We start from the raw sequence: 22,657 nt of genomic DNA, 5'->3' as shown, positions 1-22,657 counted from the left end.
ATAACAAGGAAAATTCGGTGAAACTCAGCGATATCGCCCGTCTGGCCGGTGTGTCCGTGACCACTGCCAGCTACGTCATCAATGGCAAGGCCGAACAGCAGCGCATCAGCAGCAGCACTGTCGAGCGGGTACGCGCGGTGGTCGAGGCCCATGGCTTCACGCCCAACCCGCAGGCCGCCGGTCTGCGCAGCCGGCATACCCGTACCCTGGGCTTCATTCTCCCGGATCTGGAGAACCCCAGCTACGCCCGCATTGCCAAGCAGCTGGAGCAAGGCGCCCGCGCCCGCGGCTACCAGCTGCTGATCGCCAGCAGCGATGACCAGCCCGACAGCGAACGCCAGTTGCAGCAGCTGTTCCGTGCCCGCCGTTGCGATGCGCTGTTCGTTGCCAGTTGCCTGCCGCCAGAAGATGACAGCTACCGCGAGCTGCAGGACAAAGGCCTGCCGGTGATTGCCATCGACCGCCGCCTGGACCCCGCTCACTTCTGCTCGGTGATCAGCGACGACCGCGACGCCAGCCGCCAACTGGCCGCCAGCCTGCTGAGCGCGGCCCCACGCAGCATCGCCCTGATCGGCGCACGCCCCGAGCTGTCGGTCAGTCAGGCGCGCGCCGGTGGCTTCGACGAAGCCCTGCATGGCTATGCCGGTGAAGTGCGCCGCTATCAGGGCGAAGCGTTCAGCCGTGAGTGCGGCCAGCGCCTGATGCAGCAACTGATCGATGAGCTCGGCGGCCTGCCCGATGCACTGGTGACCACCTCGTATGTGCTGCTGCAAGGGGTGTTCGACACCCTGCAGGCACGCCCTGCCGATTCGCGGCAGCTGCAGCTTGGCACCTTCGGCGACAATCAGTTGCTCGATTTCCTGCCGCTGCCGGTCAATGCCATGGCCCAGCAGCATGGCCTGATTGCCGCCACCGCGCTGGAGCTGGCGCTGGCCGCGATCGAAGAAAAGCGCTACGAGCCTGGCGTGCATGCCGTCGGTCGCACATTCAAGCAACGCATCACTGCGGCCTGAACATGCGCCTGATCGACACCCACACCCACCTGGACTTCCCCGACTTCGACGCCGACCGCCCGCAGTTGCTGGCCAACGCGGCGGCGCGCGGGGTGGAGCGGATGGTGGTGCTGGGGGTGTACCAGGCCAACTTCCAAAGGGTATGGGACCTGGCTTGCGCCGATCAACGGCTGTTCGCGGCGCTCGGCCTGCACCCGGTCTACCTTGACCAGCACCGCCCGGAGCATCTGGCGCAGCTGCGCGAGTGGCTGGAACGCCTGCGGGGTAACCCACGGCTGTGTGCGGTGGGCGAGTTCGGCCTGGACTACTACCTCGAAGACCTGGACAAGACCCGCCAGCAGGCACTGTTCGAAGCGCAACTGCAAATGGCTTGCGACCTTGATTTGCCCGCCCTGTTGCACGTGCGCCGCAGCCATGCGCAGGTGATCGCCACGCTCAAGCGCTACAAGCCGGCGCGCGCGGGGGTGATTCATGCCTTTGCCGGCAGTTATGAAGAGGCCCGCGAGTACATCAAGCTGGGCTTCCGGCTCGGCCTGGGCGGTGCCGGCACCTGGCCCCAGGCGTTGCGGCTGCGCAAGACACTGGCGCGGCTGCCGCTGGACAGCGTTGTGCTGGAGACAGATGCGCCAGACATGGCGCCGGTGATGTACCCCGGGGTGCGCAACAGCCCGGAGCATTTGCCGGAGATTGCCGAGGCGCTGTCGCAGGTGATGGGGGTGGAAGTCGCGGAGCTGGCCGAAGCCAGCAGCCGCAATGCTTGCGAGGTATTTGGCTGGTAGCGGCCTCGGTTCAGACCAGCACCGTCCACAGCGCAAACCCTGCATACCACAACACCGCACAGCGCAGCAGCAGTTCCCACAGGCTGTCCAACCGCCCGAGCCCGCGCTGGCTGTCTTCTTCCTCGGGAATGTCATCGGCGATACGCCCCACCCGGGCCACCAGGTGCGCAGCACTGATGTGCCAGTTGAGCACCTCGTGCAACATCACCCGGGTGACCGCCAGGAAGTTGCCCACCAGCGCGAAGCTCAGGGCCAGTACGCGCACCGGCAACCAGTCCATGATGTGCCGCAGCTGCCCGGCACGTTTCTGCAGCGCCGGCTGCCTGCTGTGTTCACCGCAAAGCGCCAGCAGGCGATAAGCCAGCGCAGCACCGGGCCCCAGCAAGAAGTACCAGAAAATCACCGCGAAAAAGCCCTGATACACCTGCCACAACAGGTTGCCCTGCACACGCACCAGCAGGCTGTGCGGTTCATCGGCGGACAGGCCCAGGTCGCGCTCGGCCACATGCAACGCCGCCTGGTCATCGCCCCGCCGCCAGGCATCACGGAACGGCCCCAGCGAAGCCTTGGCATCGCCACGGCCCAGGCTGTAGATCAGCACCAGCAGGTGCACTGGCAAGGCCAGCAAGCCATACGCCACCGGCTCCAGCACATGCAGCAGCAACACCAGCAGCGCAACCGGGGCCAGCACCAGAATGGCCAGCGTCCACCAGGGGTGCACCTTGCCGCTACGCTCCAGGCGCACCAGCTCGCCAAGGAAAAACCCGTCACGCTGGACCTGATGGCGCAAGGCCGAGAACTTCTCGACCCACAGCGCCAGCAACAACACCAGAAAACTCATGCCTTGTCCTCGTTGTGCTGCAGCGCTTTGCGGTAGCGCGACCAGTCGAAGGCCTGGCCGGGATCGGTCTTGCGCTGCGGGGCGATGTCGCTGTGACCCTGGATGCGAGACAGGTCGATGGCCGGCCAGGCGCCCCGGATGTGCCGGGTAAGCTGCTCCAGCGCCGCGTACTGGGCATCGGTATAAGGCAGATCGTCGGTGCCTTCCAGCTCGATGCCGATGGAGAAATCGTTGCAGCCTTCGCGCCCGTCGAAGCACGACACACCCGCGTGCCAGGCGCGGTCAAGCAACGACACGAATTGGGTCACCGCACCATCACGCTCGACGAACAGGTGCGCGGACACGGTCAGGTGGTTGATGCTGGCGAAATAGGGGTGTTCGTTGGGGTCCAGGCGGTTCTGGAAGAACTGCTGCACCTTGCCGGTACCGAAACAGGCTGGCGGCAGGCTGATGTTGTGGATCACCAGCAGGGAAATCGCTTCGCCTTCGGGGCGGGCATTGAAGTTCGGCGAAGGGCAGTGGGTGATTCCGATTCCGTGGAACCAGCCAGTGGCACGGTCCAATTGCATGGGGCAGATCCTGAAAACGCCATGAACAGAGCAACAGTATGCCCTGCGCTCAACGCCGTTTGCATGTGAATGATTGTAATGTTGCCAGCTACTGCACCTGCCGACGCCGCAAACCGTCGAGCACTGCCTCCAGCGCTCGCTCGAACAGCAGCCCGTCATCGAGCACGCGCAAATCGCCGCGCTGAAGGGCCTGGGCCAGGCTGGCGGCGCTCCATTCGTGCACTTTCATGCCGGTGCGGTTGGCGAACACCAGCCTGTCGCTGCTGTCGATGCGCGCCACCAGCTTGCAACGCTGCGGCTCGGCCTCGTCAAGCACCTCGAACCAGGTACCGATACGCAGCCGCTGTACCTGCTGCAGCGCCGCAGCCTGCGCGTCGGCAACCTGCAACGGAGCACAGGCTGGCTCCTCGGCTATCGCCAGCACGATATCTTCGGCCACCAGCACGTCGCTCAAGCGCTGGCGCTGGCCGCCAGGCGGTAGCTCGCTGCTTGTTGCGCAGGCACGCAGGTGCAATTGCTCCAGTTGCAAGAAGAACTCGCGGGTTGCCAGGGAATCCAGGGCCACGCTGGTCAATCCATCACGCAATGCCTTGAGCAGGCTCGGCACTTGCTGCAGCAGGGCTTGAGGATCCTGTGGAGGGGTAACGCTGACCAGCAGCGTGTCCATGGTCTGCAATGCCTCGCGCCAGGCCCTGGAGGCCTCGCCTTGCTTCAACCACGCCAACAGCAATACCTGGCTCCAGGTTTGCACCAGCATCTGTACTACCACCTGCGGCAACAGCCGGCCCCGCAGACGCTGATTGAGTACTTGCTGCACCTGCTGCCTGGCCTGCAATGCGCGGGCACGCCCCAGTTCTGCGTCGCGGGTGCGTTGTTCAAGCAGCTCGTTGCGCCGCCGCTCGTCCTGATTGAAGGCGACGAAGTCGTCGAGCAACTCGGCAAACAGGCTGGCATCTTCAGCAAAATCGTTGAGCAGACGCTGGACGATACGCTCAACCTTCAGGTGCAGGCTGTCGCGCAGGCCTTTGCTACCGCACTCCCAACCCATCGCCGCGGTTGCGATCTCGTTGAGCAGCCGGCGTGCCGGATGACTGGCCCGGCTGAACAGCCCCTTGTCCAGCAAGGCCACCTTGAGCAGCGGAATATGCAGGCGTGCAAGCAGCGGGCGCAGGCTGGCGGGCAAGTTGTCATCGCGCTCGATAAAGGCGAACAGCCGACCGACGAGGTTGAGCATGTCTTCGTCGGCCGAGGCGATCCGCCGGTGCGTGCCGCTGCGCACGCTGACCCGCAACAGCAGTTGCTCAAGCTGCTGGCCAAGGTCGAAATCATCAGCCTGATGGGTAGCGGGCACATAGCGCTGCAGATGCGAAAGCAGGCGCAGCAGGTCGGCGGTGCTGACTGGCTGAACGCTGGTCGCGCTGTGCAAGCGCGGCGCGAACTGACCGCGCACCGGCGCCAGAAGCGTTTGCAAGGCGTTGAAACAGGCCTGGCCTGTGGCGTCTGCGTCTGGCGCTTGGCCCTTTGTTACAGGCCCACGGCGCGCGCGCATGCGCCGGTCTTCGGCACGCCGCCGCGGCGGCAGTGGCAACTCGGCAAGCACGCCGGCCGCACGCAACAATTGGTTGGCCTGGTTGTAGATGATGTCGGCATCACGCAGCACATAGCGCTCGAACAGCTTGAGCAGTACCAGCTTGACTCGCAGGCCTACCCCCAGGTTGCGACCGGCGTCGAGAAAATAGTCGCACAACGCGGCTGGCCCCAGCGGGTTATGTTGCTCGTACAACGGGCGGTCGAGCAGCACCTGCAAGCGCAAAACCAGTTGCTGCAGGGCAATGCCATCGCGTGACAGCACCCGCCCTACCATGCCTTCGACGGCAACGGCCCGCTCTACCTGGGCCTTGCTGCGCGGCTTGCCGGCATCGGCCAGGTGCGCCAGCAGGTCAACCTGGCCGATGCGGGCGAAGGTATCGTAGAAGATGTCGAGAAAACCACGCTCGATGCTTTTGCGCTTCAGGCGCAGGTCGCGCATGGCCTCGAAATATAGGTTCTGGTCACAGCGATCCAGGGCCTTGTCGGCCATTTCGAAAAGGGTGTCGTCAGCGTTGTCGAACAAGTCCTGCAAGCCTTGGCGCAACTGCAGGGCGGCCTTGTCGCGCACTTGCAGAAGCAACACCGGAAGGCAAGGCAGAGGCATACGCCCCCCTCGGTCGATGGCTGCCGCCAAGGGCACCACCTTGCCTTCTTTCTGCATCCCGGACTCCTTGCTGGGTGACTGGCCACACGGGCCAGAGGTCGTCAAACCCATGACGCCAAATACTGGTCACCATTATCGGTAAAATTTCGCACAGCTGCCAGCATCGTTTCACTGGCTGATCAAGGACCTTGATTCGCCGTGGATGCTCACGATGCCCGACCAAAGGTCGTGACCAATGCGGCTGTACACCTAGGTCCCCTGCCCTATAATCGCGGGCATCTAGCTTTTGGAGCAGACCATGCCGAACCTACGCCTCGCCGACCTGACCGCTGAAATCGAAGCCAATGTGCGCCGCGCACTGTTGGAGGACATCGGCAGTGGCGATATAACCGCGCAGTTGATCCCGGCCGAGCGCCTGGCAAAGGCCACCATCATCACCCGCGAAGACTGTGTGATCGCCGGCACGGCCTGGGTCGATGCGGTATTCCGCCAGCTCGACCCGCGCGTGGCAGTGCACTGGCAGGTGGCCGACGGCGAACGCGCCAAGGCCAACCAGCCACTGTTCCACCTCGAAGGGCCGGCCCGTTCGCTGCTGAGCGGTGAGCGCAGTGCGCTGAACTTCTTGCAGCTGCTGTCTGGGGTGGCCACCCGTGCGCGGTTCCTGGCGGACCTGGTGGAGGGCACCCAGGTGCGCCTGCTGGATACCCGTAAAACCCTGCCGGGCCTGCGGCTGGCGCAAAAGTACGCAGTTACCTGTGGCGGTTGCGACAACCACCGCATCGGCCTGTACGACGCCTTCCTGATCAAGGAAAACCATATCGCCGCCAGCGGCGGTGTGCCTCAAGCCGTGGCGGCGGCCCACCGCATTGCGCCGGGCAAGCCGGTGGAAATCGAGGTGGAAAGCCTGGACGAACTGCGCCAGGCACTGGACGCAGGCGCCGACATCATCATGCTTGACGAACTGAACCTGGATGAAATGCGCGAAGCAGTGGGCATTACTGCTGGCAAAGCCAAGCTCGAGGCCAGTGGCGGGGTCAACGAGACAACCCTGCGGGAGATTGCCGAGACCGGCGTGGACTACATCTCGATCGGTGCGATGACCAAGGATGTGAAGGCGGTCGACCTGTCGATGCGGTTGAGCCTGTGAGCTGATTGCAAACAACAAAAAACCGGCCATCGAGCCGGTTTTTTGTTGTTTGCAAAGGGCCGCAAAGCGACCCCCGCCCCACTTGAATCAGAACGAAGCGTTGGCCAGCCCGTCCAGGTAACGCTCGACGTCCAGCGCCGCCATGCAGCCAGCACCGGCCGAGGTAATGGCCTGGCGGTAAACGTGGTCCGCCACGTCCCCAGCGGCAAACACGCCTTCGACATTGGTGGCGGTGGCATTGCCTTCACGGCCGCCGGCAACCACCAAGTAGCCGTCCTTCAGGGTCAGCTGGCCTTCGAACAGCGAGGTGTTCGGGGTGTGGCCAATGGCGATGAATACGCCGTCGACCTTGATTTCGTCGCTGCTGCCGTCGTTGTTCTTCAGGCGCGCACCGGTCACGCCCATGTTGTCACCCAGCACTTCGTCCAGGGTGGCATTGAGCTTGAGCTCGATCTTGCCTTCGGCGACACGGGCGTTCAGCTTGTCGACCAGGATCTTCTCGGCGCGGAAAGTCTCGCGACGGTGCACCAGGGTCACCTTGCTGGCGATGTTGGCCAGGTACAGCGCCTCTTCCACCGCAGTGTTGCCGCCGCCCACTACCGCCACCGGCTTGTTGCGGTAGAAGAAGCCGTCACAGGTGGCACAGGCCGAAACACCCTTGCCCATGAACGCCTCTTCCGAAGGCAGGCCAAGGTAGCGGGCGCTGGCGCCAGTGGCGATGATCAGCGCGTCGCAGGTGTATGTGCCGCTGTCACCTTGCAGGGTGAACGGCTTGTTGGCCAGGTCGACGGCGTTGATGTGGTCGAAGACGATTTCGGTTTCAAAGCGCTCGGCGTGCTCTTGCATACGCTGCATCAGGGCCGGGCCAGTCAGGCCGTGTGGGTCGCCCGGCCAGTTGTCGACTTCGGTTGTGGTGGTCAGCTGGCCACCCGCCTGCATGCCGGTGATCAGCAGCGGCTTGAGGTTGGCACGGGCGGCATACACCGCAGCGCTGTAACCGGCAGGGCCGGAACCCAGAATGATGACGCGCGAATGACGTACTTCAGACATGTCGAACTCCTGTCGAGCGGGCCGCAGGGCCGGCATCGGTGTACCGGCTGCGCCAGCTGGAAAATTAAAAGGGGCCCACGCAGCACTTGGGGAAGGCTACAACGCACAGGCCCGGAAAGCGGAAAGTTGAGCGCACTGTAGCGAGGTCGCAAAGATTAAGGAAATATCCTTCGACAATCCACCTCATAGGCATCCTCTATGCCGTGATTTCATCGACTGCCAATGCCTGGCGCTTTTGTTACAGCCGGTTTCCCCCTGGCTGCCCGCCTTTCGTCGGCGCGGCAAACTCGGTAAGGTCAGCGCGTTTTCCTTCTTTGCGGAGTACCTCGATGCAAGCCCCTGTCCTCTCTGGCCCCCAATACCTTCGCGAAGGCCTGAAACTGGTGCTGAGCCCCAACCTGCGGTTGTTCGTGCTGCTGCCGCTGGCGGTCAACCTGTTGCTGTTCGGTGGCATGGTCTACTTCGCCGGGCACCAGTTCAGCCTGTGGCTGGATGCCCTGATGCCGACGCTGCCAGACTGGTTGAGCTTCCTCAGCTACATACTCTGGCCGCTGTTCGTTGCCTTGCTGGTGCTGATGGTGTTCTTCACCTTCACGCTGGTGGCCAACATCATTGCCGCACCGTTCAATGGCTTCCTGGCAGAAAAGGTCGAGGTGGTGGTACGTGGCGAAGACACCTTCCCGGCGTTCAGCTGGGGTGAGCTGGCGGCCATGGTGCCACGCACCTTCAGCCGCGAAATGCGCAAGCTGGGCTACTTCCTGCCACGGGCCATCGGCCTGTTCATCCTCTCGCTCATCCCGGTAGTCAATGTAATCGCCGCGCCGCTGTGGCTGATGTTCGGGGTATGGATGATGGCCATCCAGTACATCGACTACCCGGCAGACAACAACAAGATGAGCTGGCAGGACATGCTCGCCTGGCTGCGGCAAAAACGCTGGCAGTCGCTGGGCTTTGGCGGCATCACCTACCTGGCGCTGATGATTCCGGGGGTGAACGTGCTGATGATGCCGGCGGCGGTGGCCGGGGCTACGTTGTTCTGGGTGCGCGAGCGCAACTGAGTACAGCGTCCAGGCTCCCACTTGGGCCCTGCAGAACTTGAGGGCTATGCCGTAAGTGTGGGAGCCCGGCTTGCCGGCGATGGGCCGCAGAGCGGCCCCGGTTACTTGGCTGCTACTGCCCCAACCGGCTGGAAAACTGCCCGACCACATCCACCACCCGCTTCGCCCCGTCCTGAATCTCGACAATCACGCTGCCGGTCTCATCGGCCAGCGCCAACCCCTGCTCGGCCTGGCGTTTGCTGGTATCGATGATCGATACCGCCGCCTGGGCCAGTTGCTCGTTCTGTTGCACCACCCGGGCGATTTCCTCGGTCGCGGTGCTGGTGCGCGAAGCCAGCTGGCGCACTTCGTCGGCAACCACGGCAAACCCCCGGCCCTGCTCGCCCGCGCGGGCAGCTTCGATGGCTGCGTTCAGCGCCAGCAGATTGGTCTGCCCGGCGATGTCGCTGATGGTCTTGATGATCGAACCGATCACCCGGGACTGGGTGTCCAGCGCCTGGATCCCCTCGGCCGCCTCTTGCATCGAGGCTTCCAGGCCACGCATCACGCTGACGCTCTGGGTCACCACAGCAGTGGCCTTGCGCGCACTGGCATCGGTGCCCAGCGAGGTGTTGTAGGCCACGTCTGCCGCTTCGGCCACGGCCTGCTCCTGATTGACCTGGTCAGTGATCACGGTGGCGAACTTGACCACCTTGTACAGCACATCGTGGGCGTCGAAGAGCGGGTTGTACGATGCTTCCAGCCAGATCACCCGGCCATGGGCATCGATACGCTTGAAGCGGTCGGCAACGTATTCGCCACGGCGCAGCTTGTCCCAGAACGCCTGGTAGCCGACCGAGTTGGCCTCCTCCGGCTCGCAGAACATGCGGTGGTGCTTGCCGCGGATCTGCTCCAGGCGGTAGCCGACCGCAGCCAGGAAGCGCTCGTTGGCGGTGAGGATGGTGCCGTTGAGGTCGAATTCGATCACGCCGGTAGAGCGCATCAATGCCTTGATCAGGCTTTCGTGCTCGCGGGATGTCTCGATGGTGCGGGTAAGGTCGCTGGAGTGCATGGTGAAGTACTTGATGCGCCCTTCGCTGTTCTTGACCGGCTGCAGGATCGACCGCAACCAGGCTTCATGGCCGTTGCCGCGCAGCAGGCGGAACGCGCCATTGAGGTGTTCGCCACGGCTGATCGCGCTTTTCATGCGCTGGTAGAAGTCCAGCGACTTCACATGGGCGGGGACGATGTCCTCGATGCTGCGTCCAAGCAATTGATCGGCGCGGTAGAGCATCTCGCTCTCGAAGTTGCCATTGACCATCTCGATCCGTCCCTGGGGGTCGAGCTGCAGCACCAGCATTTCGCTGTCGAGGCTACTCTTGACCTGTTCGATGGACATCAGGTCTTCGCGCAGCTGCCGGATTTCTTGCTTGAGCTTGTTGTTGAACATCACCGCACTCCTGGAGCGCATCGGTAGTCGAATGCATCTTCATCGGCTGCCAGGGACACCTTCTTGAGTGCCATAAAAGGAAATATTCATAAGGCGCAGCGTGTTGCTGGTCAGGCGTCATCAGTACGTCACATGGCAGTCACATTCACGCAACCCCGCAGGCGGAAACTTTTTGTCATGAATACACCCGCCCTGCGTATCACCTTGGTCAGCGAAACCTTCCCGCCCGAGATCAACGGCGTGGCCAATACCCTTGGCCGCCTGAGTGAAGGGTTGCGCCAGCGTGGCCATGAAGTCGAGGTGGTGCGGCCGCGTCAGGCCGGTGAAGGGCCCGTGCACAACGACCCGCAGCTGATGCTGTGCCGTGGCTGGGGCCTGCCTGGGTACCCGGGCTTGCAGTGGGGCGAGGTGTCCATGCACAAGCTGTTGCGCCGCTGGCGGCGACAGCGCCCGGATGTGCTGTACATCGCCACCGAAGGGCCGTTGGGGCTCAGCGCGCTGCGCGCGGCCCGGCGCCTGGGGATTGCCGTGGTCAGCGGCTTTCACACCAACTTCCCGCAGTACTCCGGCCAGTACGGCCTGGGGCTGCTGGCGCGCCTGCTCACGCACTACCTGCGCTGGTTCCATCGGCGCACGGCCAGCACGTTGGTCCCTAGCCTCAGCCAACGCCTGGAACTGGAGCGCCGTGGTTTCGAACGCCTGGAACTGCTGGCCCGAGGTGTGGATGCCTGCCTGTTCAACCCGGCCCGGCGCAATCTGGCGTTGCGTGAAAGCTGGGGCCTAGGCCCGCAAGACATCGCCGTGCTGCATGTCGGCCGGCTGGCGGTGGAAAAGAACCTGGGCCTGCTGCGCCCTTGCCTGGAGGCATTGCAGAAGACTTATCCACAGAAACGCCTGCGCCTGGTCGTGGTGGGTGACGGCCCGCAGCGCGCCGCGCTTGAGCAGCAGGTGCCGGATGCGATTTTCTGCGGCGCCCAGCGCGGGGAGGTACTGGCCGAGCACTATGCCAGCGGTGACCTGTTCCTGTTCCCGAGCCTGACCGAGACCTTCGGCAATGTGGTACTTGAGGCCATGGCCTCAGGGCTGGCAGTGGTGGCGTATGACGAGGCGGCGGCAGCGCAGCATATTCGCCACGGCCACAGCGGCGCGTTGGCCATGCCGGGGGATCAGGCGGCGTTCATCGATGCAGCTGGCTGGTTGCTGGAGGAAGAGGAAACGTTGCGCCGGGTGCGGTTGAATGCCCGGCAGCATGCCAGTCGTCAGGGCTGGCCGGGGATTGTCGAGCAGTTTGAGGGGTTTTTGTTCAGTGCTTGCCGTCGAAGCGGTGTTCAGGCTGGGGGTTCGACGCAGGGTTTTCAGCGCCAGTGAAATCGAGTGGCGCTCGATCTCACAGGCACTGAAGATCCCGTGCCAGGCACCTGGCAGCCTTGATACGGAGCAGGCTTATCAGCCCAGCGCCTTCTCGATCGCCTGCACCACTGCCGGATCATCCGGCGCCGTGCGTGGCGAAAAGCGTGCCAGCACCCGCCCGTCCTTGCCCACCAGAAACTTCTCGAAGTTCCAGGTGATGTCGCCTGGGAACTCGGCGCCTTCACCCGCCAGCAGGCGATACAGCGAATGGCGGCCCTGCCCGTTCACTTCCAGCTTGGCCCCCAACGGAAAACTCACCCCGTAGTTGAGGCTGCAGAATTCCTGAATGTCCTTTTCACTGCCCGGCTCCTGGCCGGCAAACTGGTTGCACGGCAGGCCAAGCACGTTGAAGCCTTTGTCCTTGTAATCCTGGTAGAGGTTCTCAAGCGCCTTGTATTGCGGCGTCAGGCCACACTTGGAGGCAACGTTGACCACCAGCACCACTTGGCCCTTGAACGGTGCAAGGGGCAGCTCGCCACCGTCCAGCCTGTCCAGTTTCAGGTCGTGAAATGCACTCATGATGAAATCCCCTCTCAGATTCCCGGTTGCCGCGCAGGCGAATTCCGCCCACTAAAAAGGCGCCCGTCCAAACCGTCTACCTCCCGAAGGAAGGCAAATCGGTTTGCCCGAGCGCCTGGCGACTTTCTGAGCTTAGCGCAGAAAATCAGTGGTGATGGCCACCTTCACCGTGGATGTGACGGTGAGCGATTTCTTCTTCGCTGGCATCACGCACGTCAACTACCTTGACCTGGAAGGTCAGGCGCTGGCCAGCCAGTGGGTGGTTGCCGTCAACGGTGACGTCGTCGCCGTCCAGGTCACGGATGGTGACGATCTGCATCTGGCCGTCCGGCGCGGAAGCGTGGAACTGCATGCCCACTTCCAGCTCGTCGACGCCTTCGAACATGCTGCGGTTCAGGGTGCTGACCAGTTCGGCCAGGTATTCGCCGTAGGCGTCTTCCGGCTCGATGGAAACGTTCAGCTCGTCACCGGCCTGCTTGCCTTCCAGGGCTTTTTCCAGGCCCGGGATGATGTTGCCGGCACCGTGCAGGTAAACCAGCGGCGCACCACCGGCGGAGCTGTCGATGGTCTCCCCGGCGTCGTTGGTCAGGGTATAGTCGATGGAGACAGCCTTGTTGGCGGCGATCAGCATGGGGCAAGACCTTTTGCAAAAGAATGTAGAGCGGACAAGTGTAACCAAGCCATCGCCCGATTGCGAACGCGCTGCGGACGAGCAACGGCCCATCAGTCGGATCACCGGCTTCCATCAGGACGATGAAGGCCATTGGGTGGCCGAACTGTCGTGCGGCCACACCCAGCACCTGCGGCATCAGCCGCCGTGGCAGGCCAGGCCGTGGGTACTCGACCCAGTACTGCGCGCGCAGCACATCGGCCAACCTTTCGCTTGCGGCTGGTGCGCACAAGGGGCCGATAGCGCTACCCTTGGCCGTTAATTTCTTGCACCGCTTATTTCGAGAAGCACGCATGCAGACTTTTTTCATTGCGCCGACCGACTTCGGTGTCGGCCTGACTTCGATCAGCCTGGGCCTGGTGCGCACCCTGGAGCGCGCCGGCCTGAAGGTCGGCTTCTTCAAGCCGATCGCCCAACCTCACCCGGGTGACACCGGCCCAGAACGCTCCACCGAACTGATGGCCCGTACCCACGGCATCAAGCCCCCCGTGCCGCTGAGCCTGGGCCAGGTCGAGCGCATGCTCGGCGACGGCCAGCTGGACGAGTTGCTGGAAGAAATCATCCGCCTGTACCAGCAAGCCTGCGTCGGCAATGACGTGGTGGTGGTCGAGGGCATGGTGCCCACGCGGCATGCCAGCTATGCGGCGCGGGTCAACCAGCACCTGGCCAAAAGCCTGGATGCCGAAGTTATCCTGGTGTCGGCACCGGAAAACGAAGTGCTGAGCGAGCTGTCTGGCCGGGTTGAACTGCAGGCACAGCTGTTCGGCGGCCCGCGCGACCCCAAGGTGCTCGGGGTGATCCTCAACAAAGTGCGCACCGATGAAACCATGGCAGACTTCGCCACGCGCCTGCGCGAGCACTCGCCCTTGCTGCGCGGCAACGACTTCCGCCTGCTCGGCTGCATCCCCTTTCAGCCGGAACTGAACGCCCCGCGTACCCGTGACGTGGCAGACCTGCTTGGCGCCCAGGTGCTCAATGCCGGCGACTACGAGCAACGGCGCATGAGCAAGATCATCATTTGCGCGCGCACGGTGGCCAACACGGTGCCGCTGCTGACCTCGGGCACCCTGGTGGTAACCCCGGGCGACCGCGACGACATCATCCTCGCCGTCAGCCTGGCAGCAATCAATGGCGTGCCGCTGGCCGGCCTGCTGCTGACCAGTGACAGCAAGCCCGACTCGCGCATCCTCGGCCTGTGCCGCGGTGCCCTACAGGCCGGGCTGCCGATCCTGTCGGTCAGCACCGGCTCGTACGACACCGCCAACCAGCTCAACTCGCTGAACCGTGAAATCCCGGTGGACGACCGCGAGCGCGCCGAGTTCATCACCGACTTCGTCGCCAGCCACCTCGACGCGGCGTGGCTGCACCAGCGCTGCGGCACCCCGCGGGAACTGCGCCTGTCACCGGCTGTGTTCCGCTACCAGCTGATCCAGCGTGCACAACAGGCCAACAAGCGCATCGTCCTGCCCGAAGGCGCCGAGCCACTGCTGGTTCAGGCTGCCGCCATCTGTCAGGCCCGTGGCATTGCCCGCTGCGTGCTGCTGGCCAAGCCCGAAGATGTCGACGCTGTGGCCCGCGCCCAAGGCATCACCCTGCCGCCCGGCCTGGAGATCCTCGACCCTGAGCTGATTCGCGGGCGTTACGTGGAGCCGATGGTCGAGCTGCGCAAGAGCAAGAACCTGAATGCGCCGATGGCGGAGCAGCAACTGGAAGATCCGGTGGTGATCGGCACCATGATGCTGGCCCTGGACGAAGTGGACGGCCTGGTTTCCGGCCTGGTGCATTCCACCGCCAATACCATCCGCCCTGCCCTGCAGCTGATCAAGACCGCGCCGGGCTCAAGCCTGGTGTCGTCGGTGTTCTTCATGCTGTTCCCCGAGCAGGTGCTGGTGTACGGCGACTGTGTGATGAACCCGCATCCGAGCGCTGCCGAACTGGCCGAGATTGCCCGACAGAGCGCCGAATCGGCGCAGGCTTTCGGCATCGCGCCGCGGGTGGCGATGATCAGTTATTCAAGCGATTCGGCCAGCGACGAAGAGGTCGAGAAAGTGCGCGAAGCGACACGCCTGGCACAGGGCGCGACGCAAGCGCTGCTGATCGACGGGCCGTTGCAGTATGACGCGGCAGCGAACCCGGCCATTGCACGGGAAATTGCGCCGGGTAGCCCGGTGGCCGGGCGGGCCACGGTGTTCGTGTTCCCCGACCTGAATACGGGCAATACCACGCACAAGGCTGTGCAGCGCAGTGCTGACGGGGTCAGCCTGGGGCCGATGTTGCAGGGGTTGCGCAAGCCGGTGAACGACTTGCCGCGCGGGGCTCAGGTGGACGACATCGTGCACACCATTGCCCTGACGGCCATCCAGGCCAGCGTGGTGCGCTAACAAGCCGGGGCTGCGTTGCAGCCCCGCGGATCAATCAGGGGTACTGCTGAACCTGGCCTTGCTGCTGGTCATACTGCTGGCCCGGAATCGGCTTCAGGTTGACTTCCACACGGCGGTTCTGCGCGCGGCCGTTGGCGTCGGCGTTGCTGGCGATCGGCTGGTCCGGGCCCATGCCACGCACCGACAGACGCGAGGCATCCACACCCTGCGAAGTCAGGTAGGCGCTGACTGCCTGTGCACGGCGCTGAGACAAGTCCATATTGTGCTGGCGGCTGCCGGTGCTGTCGGTGAAGCCGACCACTTCGATGGTGTTCTGGTTGAACTGCTTGAACGAACCGGCAAGGTTGTTCAGCGGCTGATAGAAGCTTGGCGCGATGTTGGCCGAGTCGGTGGCAAAGGTGATATTGCCCGGCATGATCAGCTTGATCTGGTCACCCTGGCGCTGCACTTCCACACCGGTGTTGGCCATTTGCGCACGCAGTGCGGCTTCCTGCTTGTCGGCGTAGTAGCCATAGCCGGCGGCGGCGGCACCCACCGCGGCGGCGCCGATCAGTGCACCCTTGCCACGGTTGTTGTGGTCGATGGCGGCGCCGGCGACTGCACCGGCCAGCGCGCCCAGGCCGCCGTATTTGGCGGTCTTGCTCATCCCCGAGGAGCCCTGCGCCTGACCCTGGTTGTCATAAGGGTTCTGGCCGGCACAGCCGGTCATCAGGGCCGCGGCAGTTGCGACGATAATCAGGCGACGCATGGTGAACATGGACAAGCTCCTACTGAAATTCATAAATGCGGCAGATCGCAATCGGATCTATGCCAGCCTTGGAACGCTCGGGCGACGAAAAATTCCGTGAAAGCTTTTTCACCGGCCATCACGCACGCACGAAGGGATTTTCGCGCATCTCGTCACCCAGCCGGGTATCGGGCCCATGGCCGGTCACCACGATGGCTTCTTCGTCCAGCCGGTACAGCCGCTCCTTGATCGAACGAACGATAGCCCGCTGGTCGCCGCCCCACAAATCGGTGCGGCCAATGCCACGGCGGAACAGCGTATCGCCGGCGATCAGCAGCTTGGCGTCGGCGAACCAGAAGCTCATCGAGCCCGGGGTGTGGCCTGGCGTATGCAAAGCCACGCCGCACCCGCAGGCCAGCTCCTCGTCATCAGCCAGCCAGTGGTCTGGGGCCGGTACCGGCGTGTACGGCACGCCGAACATCTGGCACTGCATCTCCAGGTTGTCCCACAGGCTCTGGTCATCCTTGTGCAGGTGCAGCGTGGCGCCGGTCAGCGCCTTGAGCTTGCCCGAGGCGAGGAAGTGATCGAAGTGCGCGTGGGTATGGATGATGCTTGCCAGCGTCAGGCCGTGTACCTGCAGGCGGGCCAGGATCTTCTCCGGGTCACCGCCCGGGTCGACGACGATGGCCTTTTTGGTCAGCGGGTCGCCGATGAGTGTGCAGTTGCACTGCAAGGGGCCTACGGGGAAGGTTTCGCGAATGAGGGCAGGCGATGGATTCTGCATGATAAATACGAAAACCGTTTAATCGAATAGGGTTTGCACGCGAGCCAATGCATCAAGGATGACAACCTCGGGTACCGACTCAATGCGTTTGGCGAGGCGGGCCTCAAGGTCCACTGTGCGTATCTGGTTGCAGAGCATCACACCCTGCGTTTGCGTTCCCGCACCGCTGAGCGTGACAGCGAAACCTGCATGCCTCGCAAAACCACCTCCTTGGGTGATAGGGATGATCACAGCCAGGCCTGCTGCATTAAAAGCTGCCGGAGTGAGCACTAGTGCAGGTCGCCCTATGCCCTGCTGCTCTCGCCCAGCTGCAGGGTCGAGGTTGACGCGAACAATATCGCCCCTTGCAAACTTGACCCGCTTCACACTTCACGCCCTACTGGGCGCATAGCGTTCCAGACAGCCAAATCCTCTGGCTCCGGTGCGTTCAGGTCGCACTGTGCCATCAACTCTTCAAGGGTGTACTTAGGTTTTGACCTGACGGGCTTAAGCACCAGCGCCTCACCCGTTGCGTCCAGGTTCAGGGTGGAACCGACACCGAGTCGCATCTGTTTGAGCACTGCGGCGGGCAAGCGGATGGCGGCGCTGTTGCCCCACTGCTGAATCTTGATTTGCATGAGTATCTCCCAAGGTAGATACATAGTAGAAACCCTCCAGATGATTGCAAGCGAAATGTAGAGACGTAGTATCTACACTGTCATTCGGCGGCTCAGGATAGAAGCCCTGCAATCACGTGAAGGAAATGCCTTACATCACCTTGGGAAATGAGTTTCCAACTGAAAACATTCGAAACACCATGTCCGTCATGTTCAAGGCAGGAACAACCTGAACAACCCGCCCCCAAGTGCTCCGCCATTGGAAATCTCGATCCGCCCGCGCACCCCGCTGCTTTCATGCAGCGCCGCAATCCGCGCCGCAAAATACAGCCCCAGCCCGGTACTGCCGCTGGTGCAGTCGATGCCCTGGATGTACTCCTCCTGGCGCTCGAGCATGCGCTGTGGATAACCTGGGCCGTCATCGTTGACGCAAATGGCCAGCTGGTTGTCTGCTTCTTCAATGGTGATCAGCAAGGCGTGGCCGGCAAAGCGGGTGGCGTTGGTGATGACGTTGGCGATTACCGAAGCCACCAGCTCGCGGTCGAAGAAGCCCAGCGGGTTGTCGGTATCGATGCGCCAGGTGGCGAGGATGTCGTTGTGCTTCAGCACTTCCTGGTGCGCGGCCAGCTGTGCTTCGATGAAGTCGTCCAGCTCGTGGTAGTCCGGGCACACCGGCAACTGGTTCACACCCAGTTTGTACAGCCCCAGCAACTGCACCAGCATGCCGTTGAGGTGGCGAAACTCGTGCTCCATGATGCCCTGCTCGGCCCCCCCGCGCAGTTCCTCGGGCAACCGTTCGACCCACTGGCTGTGGGACTGGATCAGCGCCGCCAGGGAACTCTTCAGGTCGTGCACGGTGGAGGCGATCACCGTGGAAAAATCCAGCCCCTGATTGTCTTGATTCATGCGCCGAACACTCGGATGTGCAGTTTGCGGTAACGGTCATAGCGGTTGTCGCTGCCAGGGATACCGGACACGCTGGTCAAGGCGTCGCGGCACTCCTGCATGATCGCCGGCTGAGGGTTGTCACCACCGATGCGCAGCAGCGCCTGGGCGGTGTTGAGGGCAATGCTGATGTTCTTCGGCTGCAAACCCAGCGCCTTGCGGAACAACTGCAACGCCTCGCCGAGCTGCCCTCCCTGGTAACTGCGCACACCCTGGCGATTGAGGGTGACCGCTTCGGTAATGGCGTTGAGCACGTTGGGGTCGTCGGTCAGCTTGCCCACTTTTTCCATGACCTTGGGGTCATCGCCATAACTTTCCACACAGCTTTTCAGCACGCCGATTGCGGCGGCCTCCTGCCCCATCGCCTGCAACTGCGCGGCAACGGTCAGGGCTGAATCGACCGAGAAGAACTGATTCATCTTGTCCAGGCGCTGGATCGCCTGTTCGGTCAGTTTGCCGGCGGTTTCCGGGTCGCCGGCCTGCTGCAGGCTGGCGGCCTTCATCATCCGCGCACGCACTTGCAAGCCCTGGTCTTCGGGGTTTTCCTTGGCCACCTCGCTGAGCGTGGTGTTGATTTCTACCCGGGTACGGGCGTCCAGGCCAAAGCCTGCGTTCTTGCTCATCAGCGCCTGCACCAGGCCAAGGTTGTTCTCGGCATCCTTGTAGCGCGAGCTCTGGCCTTGGTTGACGGCATGGCGGAACGCTTTCGACGCGCTCTCGAAGTCCTCGTTCTCCAGCGCCAGCTTGCCCAGCTTCGACTGCCGACGCACCGAAAGCGGTGACAGGCGCACGGCTTCTTCAAGCAGGTTCTGCGCGCGCCTGGTTTCGCCTTGCGCCACCAGTACCTCGGCCATGCCATCGTAGAGGGCTGGCATGATCGGGAACGCCTTCAGCGCCTGCTCGTAAACCCCCTGGGCCTGGGCATTCTGGCCGCGCTTGTGCATCAGCGCGCCTAGCGCCGTGTACACCCACGGCTGCGGACGGCTGGCCAGGATAGCCTTGAGGAATTTTTCCAGCTCGTCGAAACGGTTGAGGTTGCGCAGGGCATCGGCCCGGTAGCGCAGGCACAGCGGCGCCAGACGCGGGTCCTTCTTGCACAGTTCGGCACAGGCCGCCAGCACCTCGGCCGGGCGATTGCGGTCCAGTGCCTGCAGAATCGGCTTCAGCAGCGTTTTGCGCTGGAACAGCTTCTCGACACGCTGGGCCAGGCCAACCCGGTTGAACGGCTTGGTCAGGTAGGCATCGGGCTCGTGCTCGATGGCGCTGAGGACAATGGCCTGGCTGCTCTCGGCAGTGACCATGATGAACACGCACTCATGGCTGATGTGCTTGTCGATGATCAGGTCTTCGAGTACCTGCTGGCCGTTCTTCTTGCCGTCGCCCAGGTGGAAGTCCTGCAGGATGAAGTCATAGCGCTTTTGCGCGCACATGCGCAGCGCCTGCTCGCCGCTGTCGGCGGTGTCCACATCGCGCACGCCCAACTCGCGCAGCATGGAACGCGTCGACGTGCGGAAGTCGGTAAAGTCGTCGACGATCAGAAAGCTCTTTTGCCCGTACTGCAGCATCAACACGACCTGCCTTGGAATGATTGAAAAATCGCGCGAGGCGATGCCACCGATCGCTGTATCGGCAGCTGGTCGGGAAAGATGAGGGTAGAGCATTGCGGGCCACAAACCATGGCGCCAAGCCATCACTTTAGCGGGCAATGCCCCGCACGACCAGCCTCACACCAGCAGCCCCAGGGATTTGGCCCTGGCCACCGCCTGGGTGCGACGCTCCACCCCGAGCTTGCTGTTGATATGGCTGGCATGGGTTTTCACGGTATGCAGCGAAATGAACAGCCGCTCGCTGATCTGCTGATTGGAGCAGCCCTGGGCAATCAGCTCGAGCACAGCCAGTTCACGGCCGCTGAGGGCCTCGCTGCTGCCGGGGCCCACACTTGGCAGCGGCGGCAAACGCTTGAGCAGCTCTGCCCTTACGGGACAAGCGCCAGTAACCTGCAACTGCTCCTGCAGCCACTGCGGGTGCCGCTCCAGCAGGGGCTGGAAAGGCTGCAGTACGCCCCCCTGGGCGGCCTCCAGCAACCCTGGCAACAATTGCACGGCCTGCCCTTCCCGGCCTTCGTCCAGCAACAGCACGAGCCACTGGCTGAAGGCACTGACCGTGAGCATCATGCCGCCACTGGCCTGGCCACGCTCGACCAGGGCCGCCAGACGCTGAACGGCCTCATCACGGCGTGACTGGACACGCTCGAGCAACGCCTGCTGCAATTCGATGTGCAATGGCAGCAGCGGGTGGAACTCCGGCGCCGCCGCCGGTTGCTCGCCGCCATAGGTCTGGCCCAGGCGCAGCAGCCAGGACTCGGCAAGGTCGGTGCGCCCCTGGGCCAGCCACAGCTCGCATTTGACCAGGGTGATCATGGCCAGGTAGTACACCGGCGGCACATCCCAGATGTGCATCAGCCGTTCGGCCTCGGCCAGTTCGGCAAAGGCCTCGGCAAAATGCCCCTCCCGGCCGTCAAGCGTGGCAATCACGCAGTGGCCGATGAGCACGCTGATATCCCGGCAGGCCCGCGCCTCGCCCAGCCCCGCGCGCAGGCGCGCACGGCCCTGGGCTGGCTGCAGGCGCGAGACCAGCAGATAGCCCTCGTACAGCGTCAGGCGCGCGCGCACGGCATACAGCCGCTGCGCCGACAGCCCTTGCAGGCGCTGCAAGCCTTGGCGCACTTCGTCCAGCGCGCGCAATACTTCGCCACGGGCGTGCAGCACCCGCGCGCGGTCGTAATGGGCCAGCGCCTCGAACAGCGGGTTGCCGACCCGCTGGGCCAGTTCCAAAGCCTCGCGGTTCCAGCCGCGGGCCCGCCAGAAGTCTCCATCGGCAATGGCCAGGTTGGACAGCGTCGACAGGCAAACCAGGCGTTGGCCATAACGTTTGTTCGGCAGGCTCTGCAGCGCTTCGCCGCAATAGGCCAGGGTCAGCTCGCGGTCGCCCCGCCCCCGGGCGATGACACCACTGAGCGCCAGCCACTGCGCCAGCATGGACTTTTGCGCGGTTGCCGATGGCGCGGGCAGGAAGCGGCTGAGGTAACCGGCCAGGTCCTCGGCCGCGTCCAGCTGGCAAGCCAGGCCCAGCGCCCAGCTGTACAGCACGATCAGCCGCGGCGTGCTGATCAGCAGGCTGTCGGGCAGGTCCATCTTCCAGCGCAGCAGCATGCCGACATTCTGTTCGGCCAGCAGTTGCTCTTCGGACAAGCTCTGCACCAGGTCGGCGGCGACATCCAGGTGGCCGGCACGCAGTGCCTGCTCCACCGCCTCGTCCAGCAGGCCTTGGGCTTCGAACCAGCGACATGCCCGCAGGTGCAGGCCCGACAGCGGTTCGCTGGCCTGGCGGCTGCGCAGCAGGTCGGAGAACAGGTGGTGGTAGCGAAACCAGTGGCCATGCTCGTCCAGCGGCACCAGGAACACTTGATGCGCCTGCAGGAAACGCAGCACTGCGGCACTGTCGTGACGCGCGCGCAGGGCGTCGCAAAGGGCGGCGCAGAAACGCTCCTGGCAGGCGGTTTCATACAGGAAGGCCTGGACCTCGGCAGGCAGCATGTCGATGACTTCTTCAAGCAGGTAGTCACGGATCAGGCCTTCGCCACCGTGCAGGGCCTGGGGCAATGCCTGCTCGTCAGCGCTCTCGCTGGCCGCCAGTTGCCAGAAGCGCAAACCGGCAACCCAGCCATCGCTGCGCTGGATCAGGTTGTCCAGGGCCTGGCCGCGCAAGCCGGTGGGCTGGCGGCCAATCACCGCCAGCGACTCTTCGGCAGTAAGGCGCAAGTCCTGTTCGTTGAGCTCGACCAGTTGCCGGGACAGGCGCAGGCGTGCCAGGTGCCAGTCCGGGCGCTGGCGGCTGGTGACCAGCAACACCAGGCCGGGCGGCAAGTGGTTGAGGAAGAACTGCAGGCAGCGGTCGAGCACCGGCCCCTGGGCCAGGTGGTAGTCGTCCAGCACCAGCAGCAACGGCGTATCGGCTTGCAGGTAGAGCGCGAGCTCGTCGAGCAGGCCGTCGAGCCACTCCTCGAAGGCGAACGGCTGATGCCGCTGGCGCATCTTCAGCAGGCCCATGGCCTGGCCGCCCAGCGCCGGGCAGTACTGCTGCAAGCCTTCGAGCAGGCGCTCGAGAAAGCGGCCAGGGTCGGCATCGCGCTGGCTCAGGCCCAGCCACAAGCTGCGCCAATGCTCAGGTAATGCTTCGCAAAACTCGATGGCCAGGGAGCTTTTGCCGAAACCTGCCGGGGCATTGACCAGCAGCAGCCGGCCAGCAAGGCCGGCGTACAAGCGCTGACACAAACGCAGGCGCGGCACATGGCCGTCCGGCAGCGGCGGCCGGAAGAAACGCCCGTCCAGCAGGCCCAGGGCCTGGCTGGCGAATCCATGCGTACGGGACAGATCTGTCATGGCCTTCTCGTTCCGGTTGGAAGACTACGGCGATATGAATGCTTGCGAGACTAGCGGGTAACGCTGCGCATTTGAAGATGATGGGAACAATTGCCCTGGAAAA

General features: G+C 63.6%; 20 protein-coding genes and 2 pseudogenes. 7 read left to right on the top strand and 15 right to left on the bottom strand.

What is annotated here, in order from left to right; translation table 11 throughout:
* Positions 1–17 precede the first annotated feature (17 nt).
* Together cra and AC5O5R_RS03875 are read left to right on the top strand one after the other, a co-directional pair.
* Positions 18–1,013 (top strand): catabolite repressor/activator, encoded by a 996-nt coding sequence (gene cra / locus AC5O5R_RS03880; protein ID WP_172286651.1) that lies wholly within the window; start codon positions 18–20, stop codon positions 1,011–1,013.
* 2 nt (positions 1,014–1,015) lie between these two features.
* Positions 1,016–1,792: a TatD family hydrolase gene (locus AC5O5R_RS03875; protein ID WP_172286650.1), complete on the top strand. Its 777-nt coding sequence runs from the start codon at positions 1,016–1,018 to the stop codon at positions 1,790–1,792.
* Between the two features lie 10 nt (positions 1,793–1,802).
* On the opposite strand, the gene ampE is transcribed toward AC5O5R_RS03875, so the two are convergent.
* From ampE to AC5O5R_RS03860, 3 genes are all read right to left on the bottom strand, one after another.
* Positions 1,803–2,633 (bottom strand): regulatory signaling modulator protein AmpE, encoded by an 831-nt coding sequence (ampE, locus tag AC5O5R_RS03870; RefSeq protein WP_172286649.1) that lies wholly within the window; start codon positions 2,631–2,633, stop codon positions 1,803–1,805.
* Positions 2,630–3,202 carry a 1,6-anhydro-N-acetylmuramyl-L-alanine amidase AmpD gene (ampD, locus tag AC5O5R_RS03865; RefSeq protein ID WP_172286648.1) on the bottom strand — a complete coding sequence of 191 codons (573 nt, stop codon included), beginning with the start codon at positions 3,200–3,202 and terminating at the stop codon, positions 2,630–2,632. The genes ampE and ampD overlap by 4 nt, the downstream gene beginning before the upstream one ends.
* Before the next feature lie 88 nt (positions 3,203–3,290).
* Complete coding sequence (locus tag AC5O5R_RS03860; protein WP_172286647.1) at positions 3,291–5,453, bottom strand: DUF1631 domain-containing protein; 2,163 nt, start codon at positions 5,451–5,453, stop codon at positions 3,291–3,293.
* Positions 5,454–5,694: 241 nt separating this feature from the next.
* Here AC5O5R_RS03860 and nadC point away from each other — a divergent pair, with 241 nt between their 5' ends.
* Positions 5,695–6,543 (top strand): carboxylating nicotinate-nucleotide diphosphorylase, encoded by an 849-nt coding sequence (gene nadC / locus AC5O5R_RS03855; protein WP_494514969.1) that lies wholly within the window; start codon positions 5,695–5,697, stop codon positions 6,541–6,543.
* 87 nt (positions 6,544–6,630) lie between these two features.
* Here nadC and trxB read toward each other — a convergent pair whose 3' ends face one another.
* Positions 6,631–7,593 carry a thioredoxin-disulfide reductase gene (gene trxB / locus AC5O5R_RS03850; protein ID WP_172286645.1) on the bottom strand — a complete coding sequence of 321 codons (963 nt, stop codon included), beginning with the start codon at positions 7,591–7,593 and terminating at the stop codon, positions 6,631–6,633.
* A 329-nt stretch (positions 7,594–7,922) separates the two neighbouring features.
* Here trxB and cysZ point away from each other — a divergent pair, with 329 nt between their 5' ends.
* Positions 7,923–8,651, top strand: a complete 729-nt coding sequence (gene cysZ / locus AC5O5R_RS03845; RefSeq protein ID WP_172220027.1) for a sulfate transporter CysZ — start codon at positions 7,923–7,925, stop codon at positions 8,649–8,651.
* Between the two features lie 112 nt (positions 8,652–8,763).
* Here cysZ and AC5O5R_RS03840 read toward each other — a convergent pair.
* Positions 8,764–9,123 (bottom strand): annotated as a pseudogene (locus tag AC5O5R_RS03840) (methyl-accepting chemotaxis protein); the annotation flags it as partial.
* A gap of 228 nt (positions 9,124–9,351) precedes the next feature.
* Positions 9,352–9,951: pseudogene (locus tag AC5O5R_RS03835) on the bottom strand (PAS domain-containing protein); the annotation flags it as partial.
* 306 nt (positions 9,952–10,257) lie between these two features.
* Between AC5O5R_RS03835 and AC5O5R_RS03830 the strand changes: the two are divergent.
* Complete coding sequence (locus AC5O5R_RS03830; RefSeq protein ID WP_172220021.1) at positions 10,258–11,448, top strand: glycosyltransferase family 4 protein; 1,191 nt, start codon at positions 10,258–10,260, stop codon at positions 11,446–11,448.
* A gap of 78 nt (positions 11,449–11,526) precedes the next feature.
* On the opposite strand, the gene AC5O5R_RS03825 is transcribed toward AC5O5R_RS03830, so the two are convergent.
* Positions 11,527–12,009, bottom strand: coding sequence for a glutathione peroxidase (locus tag AC5O5R_RS03825; protein ID WP_172220018.1), 483 nt, complete (start codon positions 12,007–12,009; stop codon positions 11,527–11,529).
* A gap of 145 nt (positions 12,010–12,154) precedes the next feature.
* Complete coding sequence (locus AC5O5R_RS03820; RefSeq protein ID WP_172220015.1) at positions 12,155–12,640, bottom strand: FKBP-type peptidyl-prolyl cis-trans isomerase; 486 nt, start codon at positions 12,638–12,640, stop codon at positions 12,155–12,157.
* Here AC5O5R_RS03820 and AC5O5R_RS03815 point away from each other — a divergent pair.
* Both AC5O5R_RS03815 and pta read left to right on the top strand, forming a co-directional pair.
* On the top strand, positions 12,639–12,941 hold the full coding sequence (locus AC5O5R_RS03815; protein WP_172220036.1) for a DUF3565 domain-containing protein: 303 nt from the start codon (positions 12,639–12,641) through the stop codon (positions 12,939–12,941). The genes AC5O5R_RS03820 and AC5O5R_RS03815 overlap by 2 nt on opposite strands.
* Before the next feature lie 31 nt (positions 12,942–12,972).
* Positions 12,973–15,060, top strand: coding sequence for a phosphate acetyltransferase (pta, locus tag AC5O5R_RS03810; RefSeq protein ID WP_172220012.1), 2,088 nt, complete (start codon positions 12,973–12,975; stop codon positions 15,058–15,060).
* A 34-nt stretch (positions 15,061–15,094) separates the two neighbouring features.
* Here the strand turns inward: pta and AC5O5R_RS03805 are convergent, their stop codons facing one another.
* From AC5O5R_RS03805 to AC5O5R_RS03775, 7 genes are all read right to left on the bottom strand, one after another.
* Positions 15,095–15,817: a YiaD family glycine zipper/OmpA-like lipoprotein gene (locus AC5O5R_RS03805; RefSeq protein WP_172220009.1), complete on the bottom strand. Its 723-nt coding sequence runs from the start codon at positions 15,815–15,817 to the stop codon at positions 15,095–15,097.
* A 109-nt stretch (positions 15,818–15,926) separates the two neighbouring features.
* Positions 15,927–16,571, bottom strand: a complete 645-nt coding sequence (locus AC5O5R_RS03800; RefSeq protein WP_172220006.1) for an MBL fold metallo-hydrolase — start codon at positions 16,569–16,571, stop codon at positions 15,927–15,929.
* Positions 16,572–16,589: 18 nt separating this feature from the next.
* Positions 16,590–16,937 carry a type II toxin-antitoxin system ChpB family toxin gene (locus tag AC5O5R_RS03795; RefSeq protein ID WP_172220003.1) on the bottom strand — a complete coding sequence of 116 codons (348 nt, stop codon included), beginning with the start codon at positions 16,935–16,937 and terminating at the stop codon, positions 16,590–16,592.
* Complete coding sequence (locus AC5O5R_RS03790; protein ID WP_218584436.1) at positions 16,934–17,212, bottom strand: AbrB/MazE/SpoVT family DNA-binding domain-containing protein; 279 nt, start codon at positions 17,210–17,212, stop codon at positions 16,934–16,936. The genes AC5O5R_RS03795 and AC5O5R_RS03790 overlap by 4 nt, the downstream gene beginning before the upstream one ends.
* 168 nt (positions 17,213–17,380) lie before the next feature.
* Entirely contained in the window at positions 17,381–18,073 is a 693-nt protein-coding gene (locus tag AC5O5R_RS03785) for a sensor histidine kinase (protein WP_172219997.1), read from the bottom strand.
* Entirely contained in the window at positions 18,070–19,677 is a 1,608-nt protein-coding gene (locus tag AC5O5R_RS03780) for a tetratricopeptide repeat-containing response regulator (RefSeq protein WP_172219994.1), read from the bottom strand. The genes AC5O5R_RS03785 and AC5O5R_RS03780 overlap by 4 nt, the downstream gene beginning before the upstream one ends.
* Positions 19,678–19,836: 159 nt before the next feature.
* Entirely contained in the window at positions 19,837–22,554 is a 2,718-nt protein-coding gene (locus AC5O5R_RS03775) for a winged helix-turn-helix domain-containing protein (RefSeq protein ID WP_494514968.1), read from the bottom strand.
* Between the last annotated feature and the right edge of the window lie 103 nt (positions 22,555–22,657).

Source organism: Pseudomonas sp. 8_5_2, from assembly GCF_059295255.1.
The sequence above is the reverse complement of the archived record's forward strand: the minus strand, read 5'-3'. Positions and strand labels throughout refer to the sequence as shown.